The sequence below is a fragment of the Enterococcus sp. DIV0800 genome, assembly GCF_050559735.1.
In the GTDB taxonomy this organism is placed as follows: Bacteria; Bacillota; Bacilli; order Lactobacillales; family Enterococcaceae; genus Enterococcus_A; species Enterococcus_A devriesei.
This window is the reverse complement of record NZ_CP187898.1, coordinates 2,141,957-2,158,718: the sequence shown is the minus strand read 5'-3', so window position 1 is coordinate 2,158,718 and position 16,762 is coordinate 2,141,957. Positions and strand designations below refer to the sequence as shown.

General features: G+C 41.1%; 18 protein-coding genes and 1 other RNA gene. 14 read left to right on the top strand and 5 right to left on the bottom strand.

Annotated features, from left to right (window positions below; translation table 11 throughout):
- Nucleotides 1-26 precede the first annotated feature (26 nt).
- Genes IGI54_RS10355 through IGI54_RS10340 form a run of 4 tightly spaced genes read left to right on the top strand, consistent with a single transcriptional unit; the run spans nucleotide 27 to nucleotide 2,240 of the window.
- On the top strand, nucleotides 27-596 hold the full coding sequence (locus IGI54_RS10355) for an NUDIX hydrolase (RefSeq protein ID WP_313630887.1): 570 nt from the start codon (nucleotides 27-29) through the stop codon (nucleotides 594-596).
- Nucleotides 597-643: 47 nt separating this feature from the next.
- A complete protein-coding gene (macP, locus tag IGI54_RS10350) occupies nucleotides 644-928 on the top strand; it encodes a cell wall synthase accessory phosphoprotein MacP (protein WP_313630886.1) in 285 nt (94 codons plus the stop codon).
- 20 nt (nucleotides 929-948) lie between these two features.
- On the top strand, nucleotides 949-1,641 hold the full coding sequence (locus IGI54_RS10345; protein ID WP_430620651.1) for a 5'-methylthioadenosine/adenosylhomocysteine nucleosidase: 693 nt from the start codon (nucleotides 949-951) through the stop codon (nucleotides 1,639-1,641).
- A gap of 53 nt (nucleotides 1,642-1,694) precedes the next feature.
- Nucleotides 1,695-2,240 carry a cysteine hydrolase family protein gene (locus tag IGI54_RS10340; RefSeq protein WP_430620650.1) on the top strand — a complete coding sequence of 182 codons (546 nt, stop codon included), beginning with the start codon at nucleotides 1,695-1,697 and terminating at the stop codon, nucleotides 2,238-2,240.
- A 50-nt stretch (nucleotides 2,241-2,290) separates the two neighbouring features.
- On the opposite strand, the gene IGI54_RS10335 is transcribed toward IGI54_RS10340, so the two are convergent.
- The gene (locus IGI54_RS10335; RefSeq protein WP_430620649.1) at nucleotides 2,291-2,965 is read right to left on the bottom strand and encodes an HAD family hydrolase; all 675 of its coding nucleotides are present in this window, start codon (nucleotides 2,963-2,965) and stop codon (nucleotides 2,291-2,293) included.
- 135 nt (nucleotides 2,966-3,100) lie between these two features.
- Between IGI54_RS10335 and crcB the strand changes: the two genes are divergently transcribed.
- Nucleotides 3,101-3,475, top strand: a complete 375-nt coding sequence (gene crcB / locus IGI54_RS10330; protein WP_313630883.1) for a fluoride efflux transporter CrcB — start codon at nucleotides 3,101-3,103, stop codon at nucleotides 3,473-3,475.
- A 2-nt stretch (nucleotides 3,476-3,477) separates the two neighbouring features.
- Entirely contained in the window at nucleotides 3,478-3,831 is a 354-nt protein-coding gene (locus IGI54_RS10325; protein ID WP_216427934.1) for a fluoride efflux transporter FluC, read from the top strand.
- A 42-nt stretch (nucleotides 3,832-3,873) separates the two neighbouring features.
- Here the strand turns inward: IGI54_RS10325 and IGI54_RS10320 are convergent, their stop codons facing one another.
- On the bottom strand, nucleotides 3,874-4,842 hold the full coding sequence (locus IGI54_RS10320) for an AraC family transcriptional regulator (RefSeq protein WP_216427936.1): 969 nt from the start codon (nucleotides 4,840-4,842) through the stop codon (nucleotides 3,874-3,876).
- Between the two features lie 110 nt (nucleotides 4,843-4,952).
- Between IGI54_RS10320 and IGI54_RS10315 the strand changes: the two genes are divergently transcribed.
- From IGI54_RS10315 to IGI54_RS10285, 7 genes are all read left to right on the top strand, one after another.
- Complete coding sequence (locus IGI54_RS10315; protein WP_216427938.1) at nucleotides 4,953-6,272, top strand: MFS transporter; 1,320 nt, start codon at nucleotides 4,953-4,955, stop codon at nucleotides 6,270-6,272.
- A complete protein-coding gene (rhaB, locus tag IGI54_RS10310) occupies nucleotides 6,269-7,726 on the top strand; it encodes a rhamnulokinase (RefSeq protein ID WP_430620648.1) in 1,458 nt (485 codons plus the stop codon). Before IGI54_RS10315 ends, rhaB begins: the two co-directional genes overlap by 4 nt.
- Nucleotides 7,727-7,744: 18 nt before the next feature.
- The gene (gene rhaA, locus IGI54_RS10305; RefSeq protein ID WP_430620647.1) at nucleotides 7,745-9,022 is read left to right on the top strand and encodes an L-rhamnose isomerase; all 1,278 of its coding nucleotides are present in this window, start codon (nucleotides 7,745-7,747) and stop codon (nucleotides 9,020-9,022) included.
- A 306-nt stretch (nucleotides 9,023-9,328) separates the two neighbouring features.
- Entirely contained in the window at nucleotides 9,329-10,165 is an 837-nt protein-coding gene (rhaD, locus tag IGI54_RS10300; RefSeq protein ID WP_216427945.1) for a rhamnulose-1-phosphate aldolase, read from the top strand.
- On the top strand, nucleotides 10,162-10,473 hold the full coding sequence (rhaM, locus tag IGI54_RS10295; RefSeq protein WP_216427947.1) for an L-rhamnose mutarotase: 312 nt from the start codon (nucleotides 10,162-10,164) through the stop codon (nucleotides 10,471-10,473). Before rhaD ends, rhaM begins: the two co-directional genes overlap by 4 nt.
- Nucleotides 10,474-10,564: 91 nt before the next feature.
- Nucleotides 10,565-11,719: a lactaldehyde reductase gene (fucO, locus tag IGI54_RS10290; RefSeq protein WP_216427949.1), complete on the top strand. Its 1,155-nt coding sequence runs from the start codon at nucleotides 10,565-10,567 to the stop codon at nucleotides 11,717-11,719.
- Nucleotides 11,720-11,785: 66 nt separating this feature from the next.
- A complete protein-coding gene (locus IGI54_RS10285) occupies nucleotides 11,786-11,944 on the top strand; it encodes a hypothetical protein (RefSeq protein ID WP_216427951.1) in 159 nt (52 codons plus the stop codon).
- A 61-nt stretch (nucleotides 11,945-12,005) separates the two neighbouring features.
- Here the strand turns inward: IGI54_RS10285 and IGI54_RS10280 are convergent, their stop codons facing one another.
- From IGI54_RS10280 to ssrS, 3 genes are all read right to left on the bottom strand, one after another.
- The gene (locus IGI54_RS10280) at nucleotides 12,006-12,476 is read right to left on the bottom strand and encodes a universal stress protein (protein ID WP_071863138.1); all 471 of its coding nucleotides are present in this window, start codon (nucleotides 12,474-12,476) and stop codon (nucleotides 12,006-12,008) included.
- Nucleotides 12,477-12,533: 57 nt separating this feature from the next.
- On the bottom strand, nucleotides 12,534-12,818 hold the full coding sequence (locus tag IGI54_RS10275) for a hypothetical protein (RefSeq protein WP_071863139.1): 285 nt from the start codon (nucleotides 12,816-12,818) through the stop codon (nucleotides 12,534-12,536).
- A 67-nt stretch (nucleotides 12,819-12,885) separates the two neighbouring features.
- Nucleotides 12,886-13,079, bottom strand: a non-coding RNA gene (gene ssrS, locus IGI54_RS10270) — 6S RNA.
- Nucleotides 13,080-13,199: 120 nt separating this feature from the next.
- On the opposite strand from ssrS, the gene IGI54_RS10265 reads away from it, so the two are divergent.
- Entirely contained in the window at nucleotides 13,200-16,646 is a 3,447-nt protein-coding gene (locus IGI54_RS10265) for a hypothetical protein (RefSeq protein ID WP_430620646.1), read from the top strand.
- Nucleotides 16,647-16,762 lie beyond the last annotated feature (116 nt).

Below are 16,762 nucleotides of genomic sequence, written 5' to 3'. Positions count from 1 at the left end.
ATGAAAAAAGAGGGAAGGTTGTTGTTATGTTAGAGTATAAAGATTTCGAAGAAAAAACGATCAATCGTAAAGAATTGTTTAAGGGAAAGATCATCGAAGTATATTTGGATGAGGTAGCGTTACCGATGGGAGGAACAGCCAAGCGTGAGCTGGTTTTTCATCATGGCGGTGTCGGTATCATTCCGATTACGAAAGAAAACAAACTAATCATGGTCAAGCAATTTCGCAAGCCGTTAGAAAAAGTAGTTTTAGAGATTCCGGCTGGAAAAATCGATCCGGGCGAAGGCCAGCACCCTGAAAAAACCGCGCTGCGGGAATTGGAAGAAGAAACGGGCTTTACAACCGAGAAGTTGACCTATGTAAATGAAATGTATTTATCTCCCGGCTTTTCCAATGAGAAATTATATATTTATGCCGCTACAGAATTAGTTAAAGTCGAAAACCCATTGCCGCAAGATGAGGATGAAGTTTTAGAATTATATGAATTGACTTTGGAAGAAGCGAAGCAAGCGATCGTCGATGGGACTATTTGCGACGCGAAGACTATTTTTGCGGTCAATTATTGGGAATTGTTGATCTGTAAAGGTGAAAATTAAAAAAAGAGGATGTTCGTTCCACTTTTACTTGGGAGGAGAGGATGCGCATGAGTAAATCACCTCTGGTGACGCGCAGCGAAATGAGAAAGCGCAAAGAAGCGCAAGAACGCTTGGCCGAGGAGCAACGGCAAGTGGCTGAACGAGTGTATGAAAAAAAGCAAAAAGAAATCAGCAGTGTGTATCGTAAAGAACTAAAAAAGAATAAGCCGGTCACCAAGAGTCGCAGTAGCGAGCGGGCCAAACAAAAAGAACGCGGCAGTTTTTTGAATAAAGCGATCATTTTTGTTTTATTACTATTAATCGTAGTAATGCTGGCGGTATTCTTTATTTAATTAATTGGAGGAAAAGAACGATGAAAATTGGAATTATCGGCGCGATGGAGCCGGAGGTCAAAGCATTAAGAGAAAGCTTGGGTCATCCTGTATCATGGGAGCAATCAGGAGCTTTATTTATTTCAGGGAGTCTAGGAAATCATGAAGTGATCGTGGTACAGTCAGGGATCGGAAAAGTTTTAGCTTCTATTACTACGTCTGTTTTGATCCAACAATACAAAGTCAACATGGTCATCAATACCGGAACAGCAGGTGGGATTGGCACCGGCTTAGCGGTAGGAGATATAGTGATCGCTGATAAAGTAGCGTACTTTGATGTCGATGCGACAACTTTTGGCTATCATATGGGACAAGTTCCCGGCATGCCGCTTTATTTTGAAAGCTCAACCTATTTGAAGAGCGAAATGCTGGAAGCCAGCAAAAAAATGAATCAGCAGGCTCAAGTAGGCTTAGTTGTTTCTGGCGATAGTTTTGTCAGCAGCGCCTCAAAAATCTATGAAATCAAAGCGGCCTTTCCTGATGCCTTGGCAGTGGAGATGGAAGGGGCTGCCATCGGACATACCGCTGCACAATTTGGTATTCCCTTTTTGATTGTACGAGCAATTAGTGATACAGCGGATGGTGAAGCAACGGAGACACATGAAGAGTTTGTTAATCGGACTGGGACGTTATCTGCACAATTAGTCACAGAATTTGTTAACCATTTAGTTTAATTAACAACGACGACAGATTAAATTAGTAAAAATTTGACTAGGGGGAAGAATCCATGCGGGCATTACTTTCAATTGATTATACTAATGACTTTGTAGCGACAGATGGGAAATTAACGACTGGGAAAGCCGGTCAAGCTATTGAAACAGAGTTGGTTGACTTAACCAAAAAATATTTTGAACACGGTGACTTCGTCGTCTTTGCAATTGATGGGCACGACCCTAATGATCAATACCATCCGGAAAATAAATTGTTTCCGTCGCACAATGTGATTGGAACAAGCGGTCGCAAGTTATATGGTTCCTTGGCAGATTTTTATCAAGGGAATCAATCAGCGGAGACGATCTATTGGCTGGACAAGCGGCATTACTCAGCTTTTAGCGGAACAGATTTAGATATTCGTTTGCGGGAGCGGGGGATTACGGAGCTTTGTTTGACGGGTGTCTGTACCGACATTTGTGTTCTTCATACGGCGGTGGATGCTTACAACCTCGGCTATCAATTAATGATCCCGGAACAAGCGGTAGCCAGCTTTGATCCTACTGGACATGCGTGGGCCTTGACGCATTTTAAAAATACGTTAGGCGCAACTATTATTTAAAAGAAAAAAACTGTTCCCCTCCTTGCATAAAGGAAGATGGGGGACAGTTTTTATTTTACATAAGTCGAGATAAAGTTGGTAAAGTCTTCGATCACACCATCTTTTGCTAATCCTTCTGCTTCAAAAATTCCGCGGTTTTTACCAAAAGGATCGATGGCGACGATCGTTCCAATTCGCGCCCGTTGTGCGGCTTGTAATCCAGAGTAAGAGTCTTCAATGACTAAACAATCCGCTGGTGCTAGCTCAATTTTTTTAGCCGCGATCAAAAAGATATCCGGCGCGGGTTTACCGGGAAATGTTCCATTATGATAAACGATTTTTTCAGGATCAAACCATTTGGCCAAAGCAAAAGTTTCCCAATAAAAATCCATATTAACCTTGGGTGAAGCAGAGGCGATCGTCATGGGGATTTGGTTAGCCTTTAGTGTATCCAATGCTGCTTCTAAGCCTTTTGTAAAATGGATTCTCTCAGTATGGGCCAGAACGCGTTCACGATAATAAGCTTCTTTTTCATCGGATAACTGTTCCACCTGCTCATCCGTTAAGTCGGCAGAAATAAAGTGACGTAAAATAATATCGTTGGTTTTTCCATGAATCGAGTGAATAATGTCGGCTTCACTCAATTCTTGTTTTGAATATTTTTTGATCAAATTGATCCAAGCTTCCTCATGAAGATCGGAATCTAAAAACATCGTTCCGTTAAAGTCGAAAATTATCCCTTGCATGTGTTGCCCTCGCTTTTTTATTGATAGTCTTAGTTTAGCACTTTTTGAAAAAAGAAGATGAAAAGATAGCATCATTTGCATCTTTATTTTAATCGTTTTATAGTGTTAAAGAATGAATTGATGGAGATGAATTGAATGCTAGACTATTTAGTCATTGCTCTTTGTGCGTTTATCGGCGGTTCTGCCCGCTACTGGTTAGGTGTTTTTTTACCAGCGGTTGGGGGCTTTCCGATTGGAACGCTTGCAGTAAATTTAATCGGCTGCTTTATTTTTAGCTGGGTTGTTAAACATATTATGAATGATATCGATATTTCGGGACGTTTGGTCTTAGGCGTTGGCGTTGGCTTTTGCGGGGCACTGACGACGTTTTCTTCTTTTGCTTTAGACACGATGAAATTGGTCCAAGCGGATCAAATCGGCTTGGCCTTTCTTTACTTAGTTTTGTCTTTTGTCGGTGGCTTAGCGATGACCTTTTTAGGTGAAGCCATCTATCATAGAAAGGCGGCTTAGCGATGACTGAGACTTTATTAGTTGGCAGCGGTGCGGCAATAGGCGCGATGCTACGTTTCACCTTAAACAATTATTTTGAATCTCAAACGAAGCGTTTGCCAAGATCGACCTTCTTTATTAATTTGACTGGTAGTTTGTTATTAGGGATTTTCTTTGGCCTGCACTTGTCCAATTCCATGTATCTTTTTTTAGGGACAGGAGTGATGGGTGGCTATACGACTTTTTCTACTTTTAATTTTGAGTTATTCGTCCTTTGGAACAATGACCGGTCGATGTTTTATCGCTATTTGATTGGCTCCTATGGCCTAGGCTTGCTGTTGAGTTTTATTGGAATTGTGATTGGGTCGAAAATATAATAAGGAAATGAAAAGGGGGTGAGACGCTTGTCTCACTCCCTTTCATTTCCTTAAATCATTAGGCAGTTTAGCATAGGCTTTTTTAAATTGGGTATAAAAGTGACTGCGGTTTTTGAGGCCAACCATTTCAATAATTGTACTGATTGAAAAAGACGTGTTTTCAATTAGAAACTTTGCTTGTTTCATACGTTGTTTTGTTAATAATTCAGAGAAAGTTTCATTGGTTTTTTTCTTGATGATATTACTCAAATAATTTTTATTATAGCCAAGTTGTTGAGCCGCACTTTCTAAAGAGAGTGTCGAATAATCCTTTTCAATCAGCTTCAAGGTGTCGATAATGACTTGGTGACTTGTCTTGTCCGTTTTGTCCTGATGAAAATCATACCGACAATTGCCAATCAATTCCGTAAATAAAATCGGAATGTATAAAGAAATAATTTCATTAGCGAAGACGGGCTCGGTAAAATATTTATCGATCATCTGCTCTAAGATCATTTGAACATGTTCGTTTTCAGAACAGCGAAAGATCAAATATTCTTTTCGTGAACGGGTAGCCATTGTTTGGGCCAAAAAATTGAAGAGAACACTTTTTTTAACATTCAAACTGGAGAGCCAGTCAATATCGACTTTGTCATTTGGGAAAATAATATTGATTAAAATATCTCCTTCTCCTTGTTCTTCTATTGAATGTGAAGAGCCACGATCCAACAGTAAAAGTTCTCCTTGCTTGATGACTTCACAATTCCCATTAATCGATTGGATGGATTTTCCCGAATAAATATAATTTAATTCTAAAAAATGATGACTATGCTCTGGATAAGGAGCAAAACGAGGATGCTTACTAATATAAATATAATTATTTTTTAAAAAATAATCTTTAAGTAAGACCATATCATCTTCAGCGGTTTGAAAGGATTGTGCGGGAATATCAATCACAAATTTTTTCTGGTTCAACTGTTCTTCTTCGATCTTATTATGATGCTGCAAATATTCTTGAACGACTTTATGCATGTCTACACATCCCTGTAATTTCGTTACAATTATTCTATACCTACGTCATTGAAAACGCAACCAAAAGTCCGATAATAAGCATGTAAATAAAATTAAGGAGCGAGTGAAACATGAGCGGACAAAGCGGTGGAGGAAAAAAGGAAACTATTGCAGTATCGTTGACCAACTATTTGGATTCAGGTTGTATTGTAGCGGGTGCAAGTGGATTGACATTATGGGCGGAACATTTTGGTTTAAGCAGTTTCGCGGTCGGACTATTAGGAGCCATCAGCGCAAATGCTTTTGGGGCAGCAGTTGGAGCATTGGTCGGAGGTCGTTTATCTGATAAGTTTGGACGTAAATTCATCTATACTTATAATTTATTAATCTATATGTTTGGTGCATTATTCATAATTTTTGCAATGAATTTTCCAATGTTACTAGCGGGATTTCTAATTATGGGCTTGTCGGTTGGAGCAGGAGTGCCTGCTTCATGGTCGTATATCGCTGAAATGGCTCATCCGGATTCACGAGCACATAACATCGGAATATCTCAATTAGCTTGGTCGTTAGGACCAGCAATTATTTTTACACTAGGTGTAATTTTGGCACCATTAGGATTGCTTGGTAATCGGTTGTTATTTGTTTCTTTAGTAATCGTGGCAATGATCGCATGGTTATTACAAAGACAACTAGATGAATCTAAGGACTGGGAAGAAGAGAACGCGCGTCAATCAAGTTTGCAATCGCATGAAAAAACACATCCCTATCGTGATCTCTTTTCAAATATCGTTAATCGTAGATCAATCGCCTTTTTAGTTGGTGTGTATTTGTTCTGGAACTTAGTGGCAGGCGCGATGGGATTCTTTATGCCATTTGTTTATGAAACAGCTGGCGGTTTGACGAACTCTCAAGCGAATATGCTACAAGCAGCAATGTGGTTGTTGACATCACTTGGGTCATACTTTGGTTTTGCTAAATTAGGTGATAAGGTCGACCAACGGAAATTTTATTTTATTGGAGCTTTAATGGCAGTGAGTTCTTGGTTAGTCTTGACTTTTGTTGGAATGTCATGGATAGGCTTATGGGTTTTTGTAGCTCTTTGGGGAATTTCAGCCGGTATCGGGGCACAAGCTTTCTATGCATTATGGGCTTCCGAACTATTTCCAACTAAATATCGCGGTGGCGCACAAGGCGTTATGTTTTTCTTAGTTCGTGGTAGTTGCGGTGTTTGGTCGATCATCTTCCCGATTATCTTAGCGAATTTAGGTTTTACCGTGGCTGGAACATTTATGATCGGCTTACTCATCATCTCATTATTTATCGGAACCATTTGGACACCAAAGACACAAGGTAAAACGTTAGAAGAAATTACTATAGAACGTTATGGCAATAATGAAGTAAAAAGTAGTACTGACGAATTTTCAAACGGACAAGAGGTAATAAAATGACAGAAACATATATCGCAGTAGATATCGGTGCATCAAGCGGACGCTTGATGCTCTCGGAAAAAGATCCTTTTGATAAGATTACATTGAAAGAGATACATCGTTTTAAAAATGGTTTTTTTGAGATTGAAGGAACAGACTACTGGGACGCAGATCATTTGATCAAAGAAATTTTGATCGGATTGGAAAAAGTCAAGCAACGTGGGGTGGATAATTGTTATGTTGGGATCGATACGTGGGGCGTTGATTATTGTTTACTAAATAAAGAGGGACAGGCGATCAGTCAACCTGTCAGCTATCGCGATACTCGAACAGAAATGGCGATGGAAGAATTTGATCAACACTTTTCACTACGGACACTTTACGAAAAAACCGGTATTCAACTACAGCCTTTTAACACGGTCTTTCAATTATTGAAAGAAGATCGCGAGAAATTAGCGCAAGCCAACCGTCTATTATTGATGCCGGATTACTTAGGATATGTCCTAACAGGGAATGCAGTATTAGAAAAAACCAATGCCTCAACGATGCAGTTGATGAATTTGAAAACACGAAAGATTGATGAAGACGTGTTGACTGCCATTGAGGTCGACAAGGAATTATTTCCTGATCCAGTCGAACCAGGATCAATTTTAGGGACTATTTTAAAAGATAAATTTCCTGAATATGATTTACCAGATGCCACATTTATCACAATCGCTTCGCATGATACAGCTTCGGCAGTTGTCGGAACACCTGGTAAAGGTGATCATTGGGCGTATATCAGCTCAGGGACATGGTCATTGATGGGAGTCGAAATTGAAGAGGGAATCTCAACGGCAGAAGCTTACGAGGCGAACTTCACCAATGAATGGGGTGTGCAAGGAACGATCCGCTTCTTGAAGAATATCATGGGAATGTGGCTGATCCAAGAGGTCGCACGGCTGCAAGACTATCACTATTCCTATCCAGAGCTAGCAGAATTAGCAAGCCAAGAAGAGGCTTTCGTCAGTTTGATCGACGTCAATGATCAACGCTTTATGAATCCTAAAAATATGATCATTGAAATCCAAAATTATTGTCGTGAAATGAATCAAAAAATACCAGAAACTGCTGGCGAATTAGCCCGTTGTATTTATGACAGCTTGGCTTTATGCTATGCCATTGAGTTGGAAAAGCTGGAACAGATCACGGGCCGTACAATTACACAACTACACATTGTCGGTGGCGGTTCGAACAATGATTTCTTGAATCAATTGACAGCCGATGTTTGTGGGATCGATGTTTTAGCTGGCCCTGGCGAAGCGACCGCGATTGGAAATATAATTGTTCAAATGGTTGCTACCGAAGGCTTTGGAACGTTGGCAGAAGGACGAGAAGGAATTAAGAAATCCTTCCCAATGAAAGAGTTCACACCAACAGCGGACCATCATGAAGCCATTGAAAAATATCATGCATTAACTAAAACATTCATATAAAGGAAAAGAGGAAAAACAATGACAAAATCAGTTAAAGAACGTTATGAAGATGCAAAGGCACGTTATGCAGAAATTGGTGTTGATACCGACGCTGCTTTGAAAAAATTACAGGATGTAAAAATCTCAATGCATTGTTGGCAAGGCGATGATGTCAAAGGATTCTTGAATCCAGACGGCGAATTGACTGGCGGGATTATGGCAACTGGGGATTACCCTGGAGCCGCTCATACGCCTGACCAACTACGACAAGATATTGAAAAAGCATTCTCATTGATTCCTGGTAATCATAAATTAAACTTACACGCAATTTATCTTGATACCGACGAATCTGTTAATTTAAACGAAATCGAACCAAAACATTTCGAAAAATGGGCGAAATGGGCCAATGAACAAAATGTGGGCTTGGATTTTAACCCAACCTTCTTCTCTCATCCGATGATGAAAGACGGCATGACTTTGGCACATCCAGATAAAGAAGTACGTGATTTCTGGATCGAACACGGCAAACGTAGCCGTAAAATTGCGGAATATTTAGGCAAAGAAACTGGACAAACTTGTATCAATAATTTTTGGATGCCAGATGGTATGAAGGATAATCCAATCGACCGTTACAATCCCCGCAAACGTATGATGGAATCTTTAGATGAAATCTTTGCGGAAGATTTGAATGAAGAATATACCCAAGAAGCCGTTGAAAGTAAATTATTCGGACTTGGAGCGGAAGCTTATACTGTTGGCTCTCACGAATTTTATATGGGCTACGGCTTGACACGAGATAAATTGATTTGTTTGGATGCCGGCCACTTCCATCCAACAGAAGTGATCTCTAACAAATTATCTTCATTAGCTTTGTTCTCTAAAGGAATCATGCTTCACGTTTCACGCCCAGTCCGTTGGGATTCTGACCACGTAGTCATTATGGACGATGAATTGCAAGAGATTGGCAAAGAAATCGTTCGGAATGATTTGTTAGACAAGACTAATATTGGTTTAGACTTCTTCGATGCAACCATCAATCGGGTAGCTGCCTGGGTAATTGGTACGCGTAACACGCAAAAAGCGTTATTAAAAGCAATGCTGGAACCAATTGAAGACTTGAAAGAAATGGAGTTGGATCTTGATTACACAAAACGGATGGCATTGACCGAAGAATTGAAAGACTTCCCGTACGCAGATGTTTGGAATTACTTCTGTGAACAAAACAACGCACCGGTTGGCATGAATTGGTACGAAGAAGTGATGAATTACGAAAGAGATATTTTAGCGAACCGAGCAAAAGAACTGGCACACGCGTAATTAATTTTGGAGCTGGGACATTAATATAATCTCAGCTCCGATTTAAGAATAAACGATGGTCCAGAAGTAGCTTCTTCGGAAATAAGCTGAAATTTTACAAAAATTTGTGGCGCACCAAGTAGGAACACGCAACATCAACGCTAGAAACGTTGTGTTTCCTAGTCTCTTTCGGAAAATCCGGTCTTATTGTTGTGAGACTCAGCGATTGCTCCGGTAGAGCTGATGTGGAATAGTACCTAGTTCTCGAAGCGGAACACTTCTGTCCCAACCCCACCCTGTTTAGATAAAATTTTGGAGGAATCAATCATGAAAAATATTTTAGAAGCACCTTTTGTAAAAGAAATGGTGGATGTCACTAGCAATCTTTACCGCTTAGGCTGGGATGAGAGAAATGGTGGGAATGTTTCCTATTTACTAGATGAAGTGCAAGTTAGTGAATATTTAGATACAACCAATGTATTGAGAAATATTCAAATGAATTTTGATGGATCAGCGCTTAAAGGAGCTTATTTTATCGTAACCGGCTCAGGCAAGTATTTTAAAAATGTTGCACAGGATCCAGCGAATAATTTAGGTGTCTTGCGAGTAGCAGAGGATGGAAAAAGTGTGGACCTACTGTGGGGGTATACAGATGGAGGTGTTCCTACGAGTGAACTGCCTGCTCATTTAATGAGTCATATCGCGCGACTAGAAGTTGATCCAGAAAATCGGGTTGTAATGCATTGCCATGCCACACATTTATTAGCAATGACCTTCAGCCATGAATTGACCTCAAAGGCAATCACCCGCACACTTTGGGAGATGTGTACGGAATGTATGGTGGTCTTCCCTGAAGGGGTTCAAGTTTTACCATGGTTGATTCCTGGGTCTAATGAAATTGGCGAAGCGACAGCTGAAAAAATGAAAGCAGCTCGTTTAGTCCTTTGGTCATTCCACGGAATCTATGGTGCGGGTAGAACAATGGATGAAACATTCGGTTTGATTGAAACGGCCGAAAAAGCAGCGCAAGTCTATACGTATGTGCAAGCACAAGGCGGTGTTCGTCAATCTATCAGTGACGAAAATTTCATCGCTTTAGCCAAACAATTTGGGATTACACCAAATCCAGAATTTTTCGAAGCAGCACAGGTGACAAACTCATGATCAAAAAAGCGGTGCGAATGAAACTATACCCAGGACAAAAAAAAGAATATGCGCGACGTCACAATGACTTATGGCCGGGCATGCGGGCAATGTTGAAAGAATATGGCGCACAAAGTTATTCAATTTTCTATGATCCGGAAACAGATTATTTATTTGGGTATTTAGAGATTGAAGATGAAGAAAAATGGGCCAAGACTGCTGATACAGATATCAATCGCAAATGGTGGGATTTTATGGAGGATATGATGGAAACAAATCCTGATAATTCTCCCGTGACGGTTGATTTGGAACAAGTTTTTGAATTATAAAAGAAGCGAAGTACGCTTCTTTTTAAAAAGTTATGTGAAATAAAATACAAATTTTATTTTGAAGAAATCGAATGAATGAAGGAGAATAATTATGGTAGTGAATCGCATGATTTTAAATGAAAGCTCTTATTTTGGTAAAGGGGCGATCCAAGAAGTTGCAAACGAGGTCCACAAACGCGGGTTTAAAAAAGTATTGGTAGTGACCGATAAAGATTTGATCAAATTTGAAGTGGCGACGAAAGTCATGGACGTATTGGAAAAAGCTGAGATCAACTACGAAGTTTATGATGGGATCGTACCAAATCCTTCGATCGAAGATGTGCAGGCGGGAGTAAAGGCTTGTCAAGCAGCGCAAGCAGATTGCCTAGTTGCTATCGGCGGCGGGTCACCAATTGACACCGCCAAAGCCATCGGCATTATTGTTGAGAATCCTGAATTTGCCGACGTGATTAGTTTAGAAGGTGAAGCGGGAACAGGTAAACCAGCGCTACCGATCTTAGCCGTCCCAACTACTTCAGGAACGGCGGCTGAAGTAACGATTAATTACGTGATCACAGATACAAAAAATCATCGTAAATTTGTTTGTGTTGATCCTCATGACATTCCAGTCGTGGCATTTATTGATAGCGATATGATGATGGGCATGCCAAAGGGGCTTTGTGCTTCAACAGGAATGGATGCCTTGACACACGCTATCGAAGGATTTATTACGAAAGGCGCTTGGGAAATGACGGATATGCTCCACATTGAAGCCATCGAAATCATTAGCCATGCGCTACGAGATTCGGTCGCCGGTGATCAAGACGGTCGTGAGAAAATGGCGTTAGGTCAATACATCGCTGGAATGGGCTTCTCAAATGTTGGTTTAGGTTTGGTTCATGGGATGGCACATCCACTATCTGCTTGGTACAATACACCTCATGGAGTAGCTTGTGCCACCTTGCTGCCGTTGATCATGGATTATAACAAAGAATTTACAGGTGAAAAATATCGTGAGATTGCCATTGCGATGGGAGTTGCCGGAGCCGCTGAAATGTCCTTGTCGGAAGTTCGTGACGCAGCTGTCCAAGCAGTGAAGCAATTAGGCATCGACGTTGGAATTCCGCAAAGTTTAGCCGAACTTGGGGTGAAGGAAGAAGACGTGGCGCAAATCGCAGAAGATGCAGCGCGGGATGTCTGTACACCGGGCAATCCTCGAGATGTTTCTGTTGAAGAAATCATTATGTTATACAAATCAATGCTGTAAAAAATAATAGGCATATTTCGCTCAAGACCTTTACTCGTTGGCTGTTTGTTTGAAAAGGAGAGCACGATGAAATATCTTGTTCAAGTTGAAACGTTGTCAGGTGAAAAACAAGAAAAGAAATTTTCCAATTATCGTGAAGCCTTATGTTGTGCCACTAATTACACGCATTTTAAATTCAGCAAAGTGCTTCGCCAAGGGAAAGTGGTTAACGAATTTAAGTTTTAAAAAAATTTATCGACTAAAAAAACGCCAGCCCATTTTGGATTGGCGTTTTTCGATATTCAGATTATTCCTCTTCTTCAGGAATTTTGTTGTCTAAGTCGGTTCTTACGATTAATACATCACAGCCAGCGTTGCGAATGACGTATTCGGAGACTGATCCGATAAATAAACGTTCCACAGCATTCAAACCGGTGGCACCTAGCATGATGAGATCAATTTGATTGTTTTCAGGAATTTGATTGGCGATCATAACCTTCGGAGCACCATATTCAATGACTTTGCTAATGTGTTCCACGCCGTCTTTTTTAGCCTCTGCTTCATAGTCGTCTAATGTTTGTTTAGCCATATCAGTTGCTTGTTCAGCTAAAACATTATCGAAAGAGGAAACGGTTTGAAATGCTCGTGTATCAATCACGTGTGCCAGTAACAATTCTGCTTGATTTCGTTTCGCGACGTTTACCGCTTTTCTAAAAGCTAATTCTGCTTCATTCGAACCATCGACTGCAACCATGATTTTACTATATTGTTGTTCCATCGTTCTCAACTCCTTTTCACATCTTATTTTAAAACAAATACTGAAAAAATGGTACTGTTAGTCTTTTTTTGTTTTTGCGCCCATCAAGAGTGCAAAAACTGCGGCTACAACTAAAAGTAAAATTAAATACATCATGGAATACGTCCGATTGTTCATAATGCCGATAATGATCGCCATCACACCGAGGACCGCATAGATCGACCCGAAGCGACGCAAAAATCCGAGGGATTCTGTTTGTTCCTCTTTACTAAACAAAAGTAGAAAGCCTTGAGGTTTTTTGATTAAGTAATAGCTGCAAAGCAATAAAATAAGTGCAAGTAAAAATAATAATATCCGAATCATTTTCTTCCCCCAATATAACAAAAAGCAATTTGCAGTACGCAAATTGCTTTCATTCCATAAAAAAATGGAAAATTCCGTCGATGCCGTTATTCACCCGATAGTATTGATCCCGCAAGATACAGCAGGTGGGTTCCATGGTCTAAGTATCGAACTACCAAATGAAAAGGCATGTTACCAACTTTGACACAAGACGGATCCCAAGATATCAATAAAAATGTTCGGTCAACACTGAAATAGGCAACGCGCACATCACAGAATTTCCATCTCAATCATAGCATAGTCATAATCGAGACGCAATGAATGGGGCTCTGATATAAAACATTCGTTAGCCCAAAATGTTTACGTCTTCTATACGTATATTGTATAAAAAAGGAGGATAATATGTCAAAAAAAATCGACTATTTTTTAATTGCTATCCTTATTTTCTTATTTTTAGGCCTTCCTACAAAGACCGAAGCCGCTGAACTAGAGCTAACGCCATCAATCGGAGCCAAAAGTAAATTTCCTGCGAGTCCTGCCGGGTTGCAAGAATTGCTTTGGGCAATCTATCAAACAGATCCCAAGCAAAGTTATACCATCCAGTTAGAGGGGGATTTGGATTTAACGGCTACAACTGTCGGTACGCCGGAGGTTCAAGAAAATCCTACATTAGAGACGATTAATTTTACCAGTGTTCCGAATTCATTAACGTTTAAAGGTATAGATCAAGCTGTGATTTTGAGCTTGCCGGAAAGTTGTTTTTTTGGTCAAGCCCTTCAATTGAACCAATTGACGTTACAAGCATCAAAAATTTATGGCAATGGTCATCCATTAGTCTTCGAGTCCATTCAGCATCTTGGAAAGACGGAACTATTCGGTGGCAGTAATCACGACTTAGTTGGCGATCCGAAAATTATTTTTAATCAGGTTACCGGCGGCGACTGGCAAATCTGTGGCGGGAACGAATTGGGAAATCTAACCGGAACGGTTGAGACAAGAATTACGAACCTGACAGGCAATCTCACACAATTATGCGGTGGATCGTTAAGAGGAACGGTCTTCGGAAATGTAACTACTGAAATACATGGTTTAACCGGAGCGTTAGTTGATTATTATGGTGGCGGTATCGGAGCTGATGGTGAACCAATGACAGTTACTGGGACAATCAGCAATCAAATCAACGGCGCTTCAACGAACTTTGTACTAGGGAATTATTATGGCGGAGTCGCTTTTGGCAAGACTGGACCGATTCAGAATCGGCTTAACGGGGTTGGTAATTTTTCGGCAAAAGGTGATTTAATAGGGGGTTCACAAACCGGGGAAATTCTCGGAATCCCGCAAGCAATCACGACACAGATCGACACAAGTCAATTTCTTTCAGGCGAACGGAATTTTGTTGGCGGCAATCAGTTTGGTGGTGTAATCACAGGAGCTATCGATAATCAACTTTTGGCGGGGTCACTTGGCTGCGGATCTTTCATGCGGATCGATGGTGCCGATGGGATGGATATTAAAAAAGCAAGCTTGACCAATGCCGCAAATTTTCCGCCAAGTGTAGAGTTGACCGATCCGTTAAACGTTACCACGGAAGAAGCGGCATATGATCAATTAACCGCGGCTGAGCGTTTTTCAATGGCGAGAGAAAAGACGGCTTTTTATGTGGCGGGGGATGTAACGACGCGATTATTAGGCGGTTGTGTGAGTGATGGGGCTGGCAGAGATAAAAACATTTGCGGAGCGGGCTTTGCCGGCTTGATCAATGGAAAGGTTCGCTTGGTCTTAGGAGAAAGCAGCTTGGTTTACAGCAAACGTTGGGGTCAGCGGGCGCAAGAACTGGGAATCAATCCAAATTTTTTACCTGATAGTCCAAGTACGGGTTCTAATTATGGCTTTAACGTGGCAGCTGGAGGCGGTGATAATAAAAATAATTGGGAAAATACCCTCTATGTTAAAGGCACGACTCAATTAGTTATCAAACAAGCCTTAGTGAATTTTGCCTACGGTGGAAATTTTAGCGGAATCTTAGACGGGACTAGTGAGGCTGAATTAGCCGGCGATCAGGTCAGCCAAATTTGTGGTGCTGGTCAAACAAGTTACCGAATTTATGGGGACAGCTCGTTAAAAATAACCGGTGGTAAGGTAGAAACCTATGCGGTTGCTGGCGGGAGACTAGATCGCCGTTTAATTGGAAACTTGCGAACAGAAATATCTGGTGGCGAGTTTGACGGACAGATTGCTGCTACTTTTGGTGCGAATTCTAATCATTTGATTGATGGAAATGCAACCACGATCATCACTGGCGGTCATATCAAAAAGGGAAAAGCCGATACTCAAATTATCGGCGGGTTGGCTAACGAAGGCATGATTAGCGGGAATGTTTCTTTAGCAATAAAAGACGCGGTTGAGTTGGATACTGGTATCAGTATCAGTGCAGCTCGTCCTAAAAAGGCAACACAAAAAAATAGTATTGGTGGGGTGAACAAGTGGGTATCATTAGAAATCGCCACGACCAAAGCTTTCTCGGAAATTGAATTATTGGGGGATGGGGGAACAGCCGCGAAAGAACTAATCAGTCCACAGCTAGATTTAACAGTGAACGCCCCTAACGGTCATTTTTCTTTGATTCAAGGGATGATCCAAAATAGTTATGCCGGTCGCCTGCTCCACGAAGTTGTACTGGATGTTCAGGCGGCAGGATCAATTGGAAAAATTATCGGCAGCGGCGATCCGACCTTTTCGAATCGCTTGATTGCCAACAGTATGGCTGAAATTTTGCTACAGTTAGGTGCGTCGCAAAAGGAATTAGCAGTTGAAGAAATATATAATTTCACTCAAGCGACTGTTTTAGAAAACAGCCGTGTATCGCTGCAGACAATGAAAAATGCTTATGGGGCTACGAATGAAAATTTTGCGACTCATTACCATCAGTTCGGTGAGCTTACTCTATCTGAAGGCGCTTGTTTAGCGGTAAATGAATTAAAAACCGGCAGTCTAGCGGCAGCCAAAAATGCTGAACTTCATTCTCCTGCTGAGGCTTCAGCGATACATTTACGAAAATTGGACCCCACAACAAAGCTGACTTGGCGTCTTTTAAACGAAAAATCACCGCAAAAAGTCCAAGGAGATTATTTTGACCAGCAAAAAGGGTTTGCCATTATGCAGTTTGCTGGAAACGAAGGTCTGTTAACGCCGACGAACTTTATCGGCTTCGATACTGCCGGACAGGTGTACACGGGCGATACCAATGGAGAAATGGGGCTAGCGGTGGCGGCCACAATCATTGACTATCAAGCAGTCGATCAACAAGGGAAAATTAGTCACGACTTGCCCTTGCAGCCTAATAATCAGCCTCTACCGTTAAAAGTATGGGGAAGTGGCGACGAGTATAGTGGTGAATTGATTATTCCGGGAGAAACAAAACTTCAGCCGACAGTGCATTTTATAGGAAAAGACCATTCTTCCTTCCTAAAGGCAGAAATCCACAGTAGTGACGGGACAGTGAATCAAATTAGCGAGTCTAGTTGGCAACCGACAGAGAGCTATTATTATCAAGTATCGGCTACCTATATGCCGACGCTAGGAACACTAAAACTAGTATCTGTCCCGTCAGAATTAAATTTTGGTCAACAGTCAATCGGTCAAGCGACACGTTTTTATCCAAAAATAAAGGGCGAGTTGATCGTAGAAGATACTCGTCAAAACCAGCAGCCGTGGCAATTAACGCTGCAAGCCGACACTAGTGAAGTGGGCGAATTATTTTTTCAAGAGGCGGAAACAAGTTATCCGTTGAATGAGGAAGTTTTGGTTTTTAACCAAACGGGGTCTTTAAGAACCGCCTTCGACGATTGAAATCAAAGAAAGGGCATTTTTTTAACCGTTCCACAAGGCAGGCAAAAGCTAGGAAAACATGCTCTGACCTTTCACTGGCGCTTAACAACGAAAGTTGAATGAACTTTGTTGAAAAA

Coding starts and splice junctions, on each gene's coding strand:
- IGI54_RS10355 (WP_313630887.1), top strand. CDS start 27: ATGTTAGAGTATAAAGATTTCGAAGAAAAAACGATCAATCGTAAAGAA.
- macP (WP_313630886.1), top strand. CDS start 644: ATGAGTAAATCACCTCTGGTGACGCGCAGCGAAATGAGAAAGCGCAAA.
- IGI54_RS10345 (WP_430620651.1), top strand. CDS start 949: ATGAAAATTGGAATTATCGGCGCGATGGAGCCGGAGGTCAAAGCATTA.
- IGI54_RS10340 (WP_430620650.1), top strand. CDS start 1,695: ATGCGGGCATTACTTTCAATTGATTATACTAATGACTTTGTAGCGACA.
- IGI54_RS10335 (WP_430620649.1), bottom strand. CDS start 2,965: ATGCAAGGGATAATTTTCGACTTTAACGGAACGATGTTTTTAGATTCC.
- crcB (WP_313630883.1), top strand. CDS start 3,101: ATGCTAGACTATTTAGTCATTGCTCTTTGTGCGTTTATCGGCGGTTCT.
- IGI54_RS10325 (WP_216427934.1), top strand. CDS start 3,478: ATGACTGAGACTTTATTAGTTGGCAGCGGTGCGGCAATAGGCGCGATG.
- IGI54_RS10320 (WP_216427936.1), bottom strand. CDS start 4,842: ATGCATAAAGTCGTTCAAGAATATTTGCAGCATCATAATAAGATCGAA.
- IGI54_RS10315 (WP_216427938.1), top strand. CDS start 4,953: ATGAGCGGACAAAGCGGTGGAGGAAAAAAGGAAACTATTGCAGTATCG.
- rhaB (WP_430620648.1), top strand. CDS start 6,269: ATGACAGAAACATATATCGCAGTAGATATCGGTGCATCAAGCGGACGC.
- rhaA (WP_430620647.1), top strand. CDS start 7,745: ATGACAAAATCAGTTAAAGAACGTTATGAAGATGCAAAGGCACGTTAT.
- rhaD (WP_216427945.1), top strand. CDS start 9,329: ATGAAAAATATTTTAGAAGCACCTTTTGTAAAAGAAATGGTGGATGTC.
- rhaM (WP_216427947.1), top strand. CDS start 10,162: ATGATCAAAAAAGCGGTGCGAATGAAACTATACCCAGGACAAAAAAAA.
- fucO (WP_216427949.1), top strand. CDS start 10,565: ATGGTAGTGAATCGCATGATTTTAAATGAAAGCTCTTATTTTGGTAAA.
- IGI54_RS10285 (WP_216427951.1), top strand. CDS start 11,786: ATGAAATATCTTGTTCAAGTTGAAACGTTGTCAGGTGAAAAACAAGAA.
- IGI54_RS10280 (WP_071863138.1), bottom strand. CDS start 12,476: ATGGAACAACAATATAGTAAAATCATGGTTGCAGTCGATGGTTCGAAT.
- IGI54_RS10275 (WP_071863139.1), bottom strand. CDS start 12,818: ATGATTCGGATATTATTATTTTTACTTGCACTTATTTTATTGCTTTGC.
- IGI54_RS10265 (WP_430620646.1), top strand. CDS start 13,200: ATGTCAAAAAAAATCGACTATTTTTTAATTGCTATCCTTATTTTCTTA.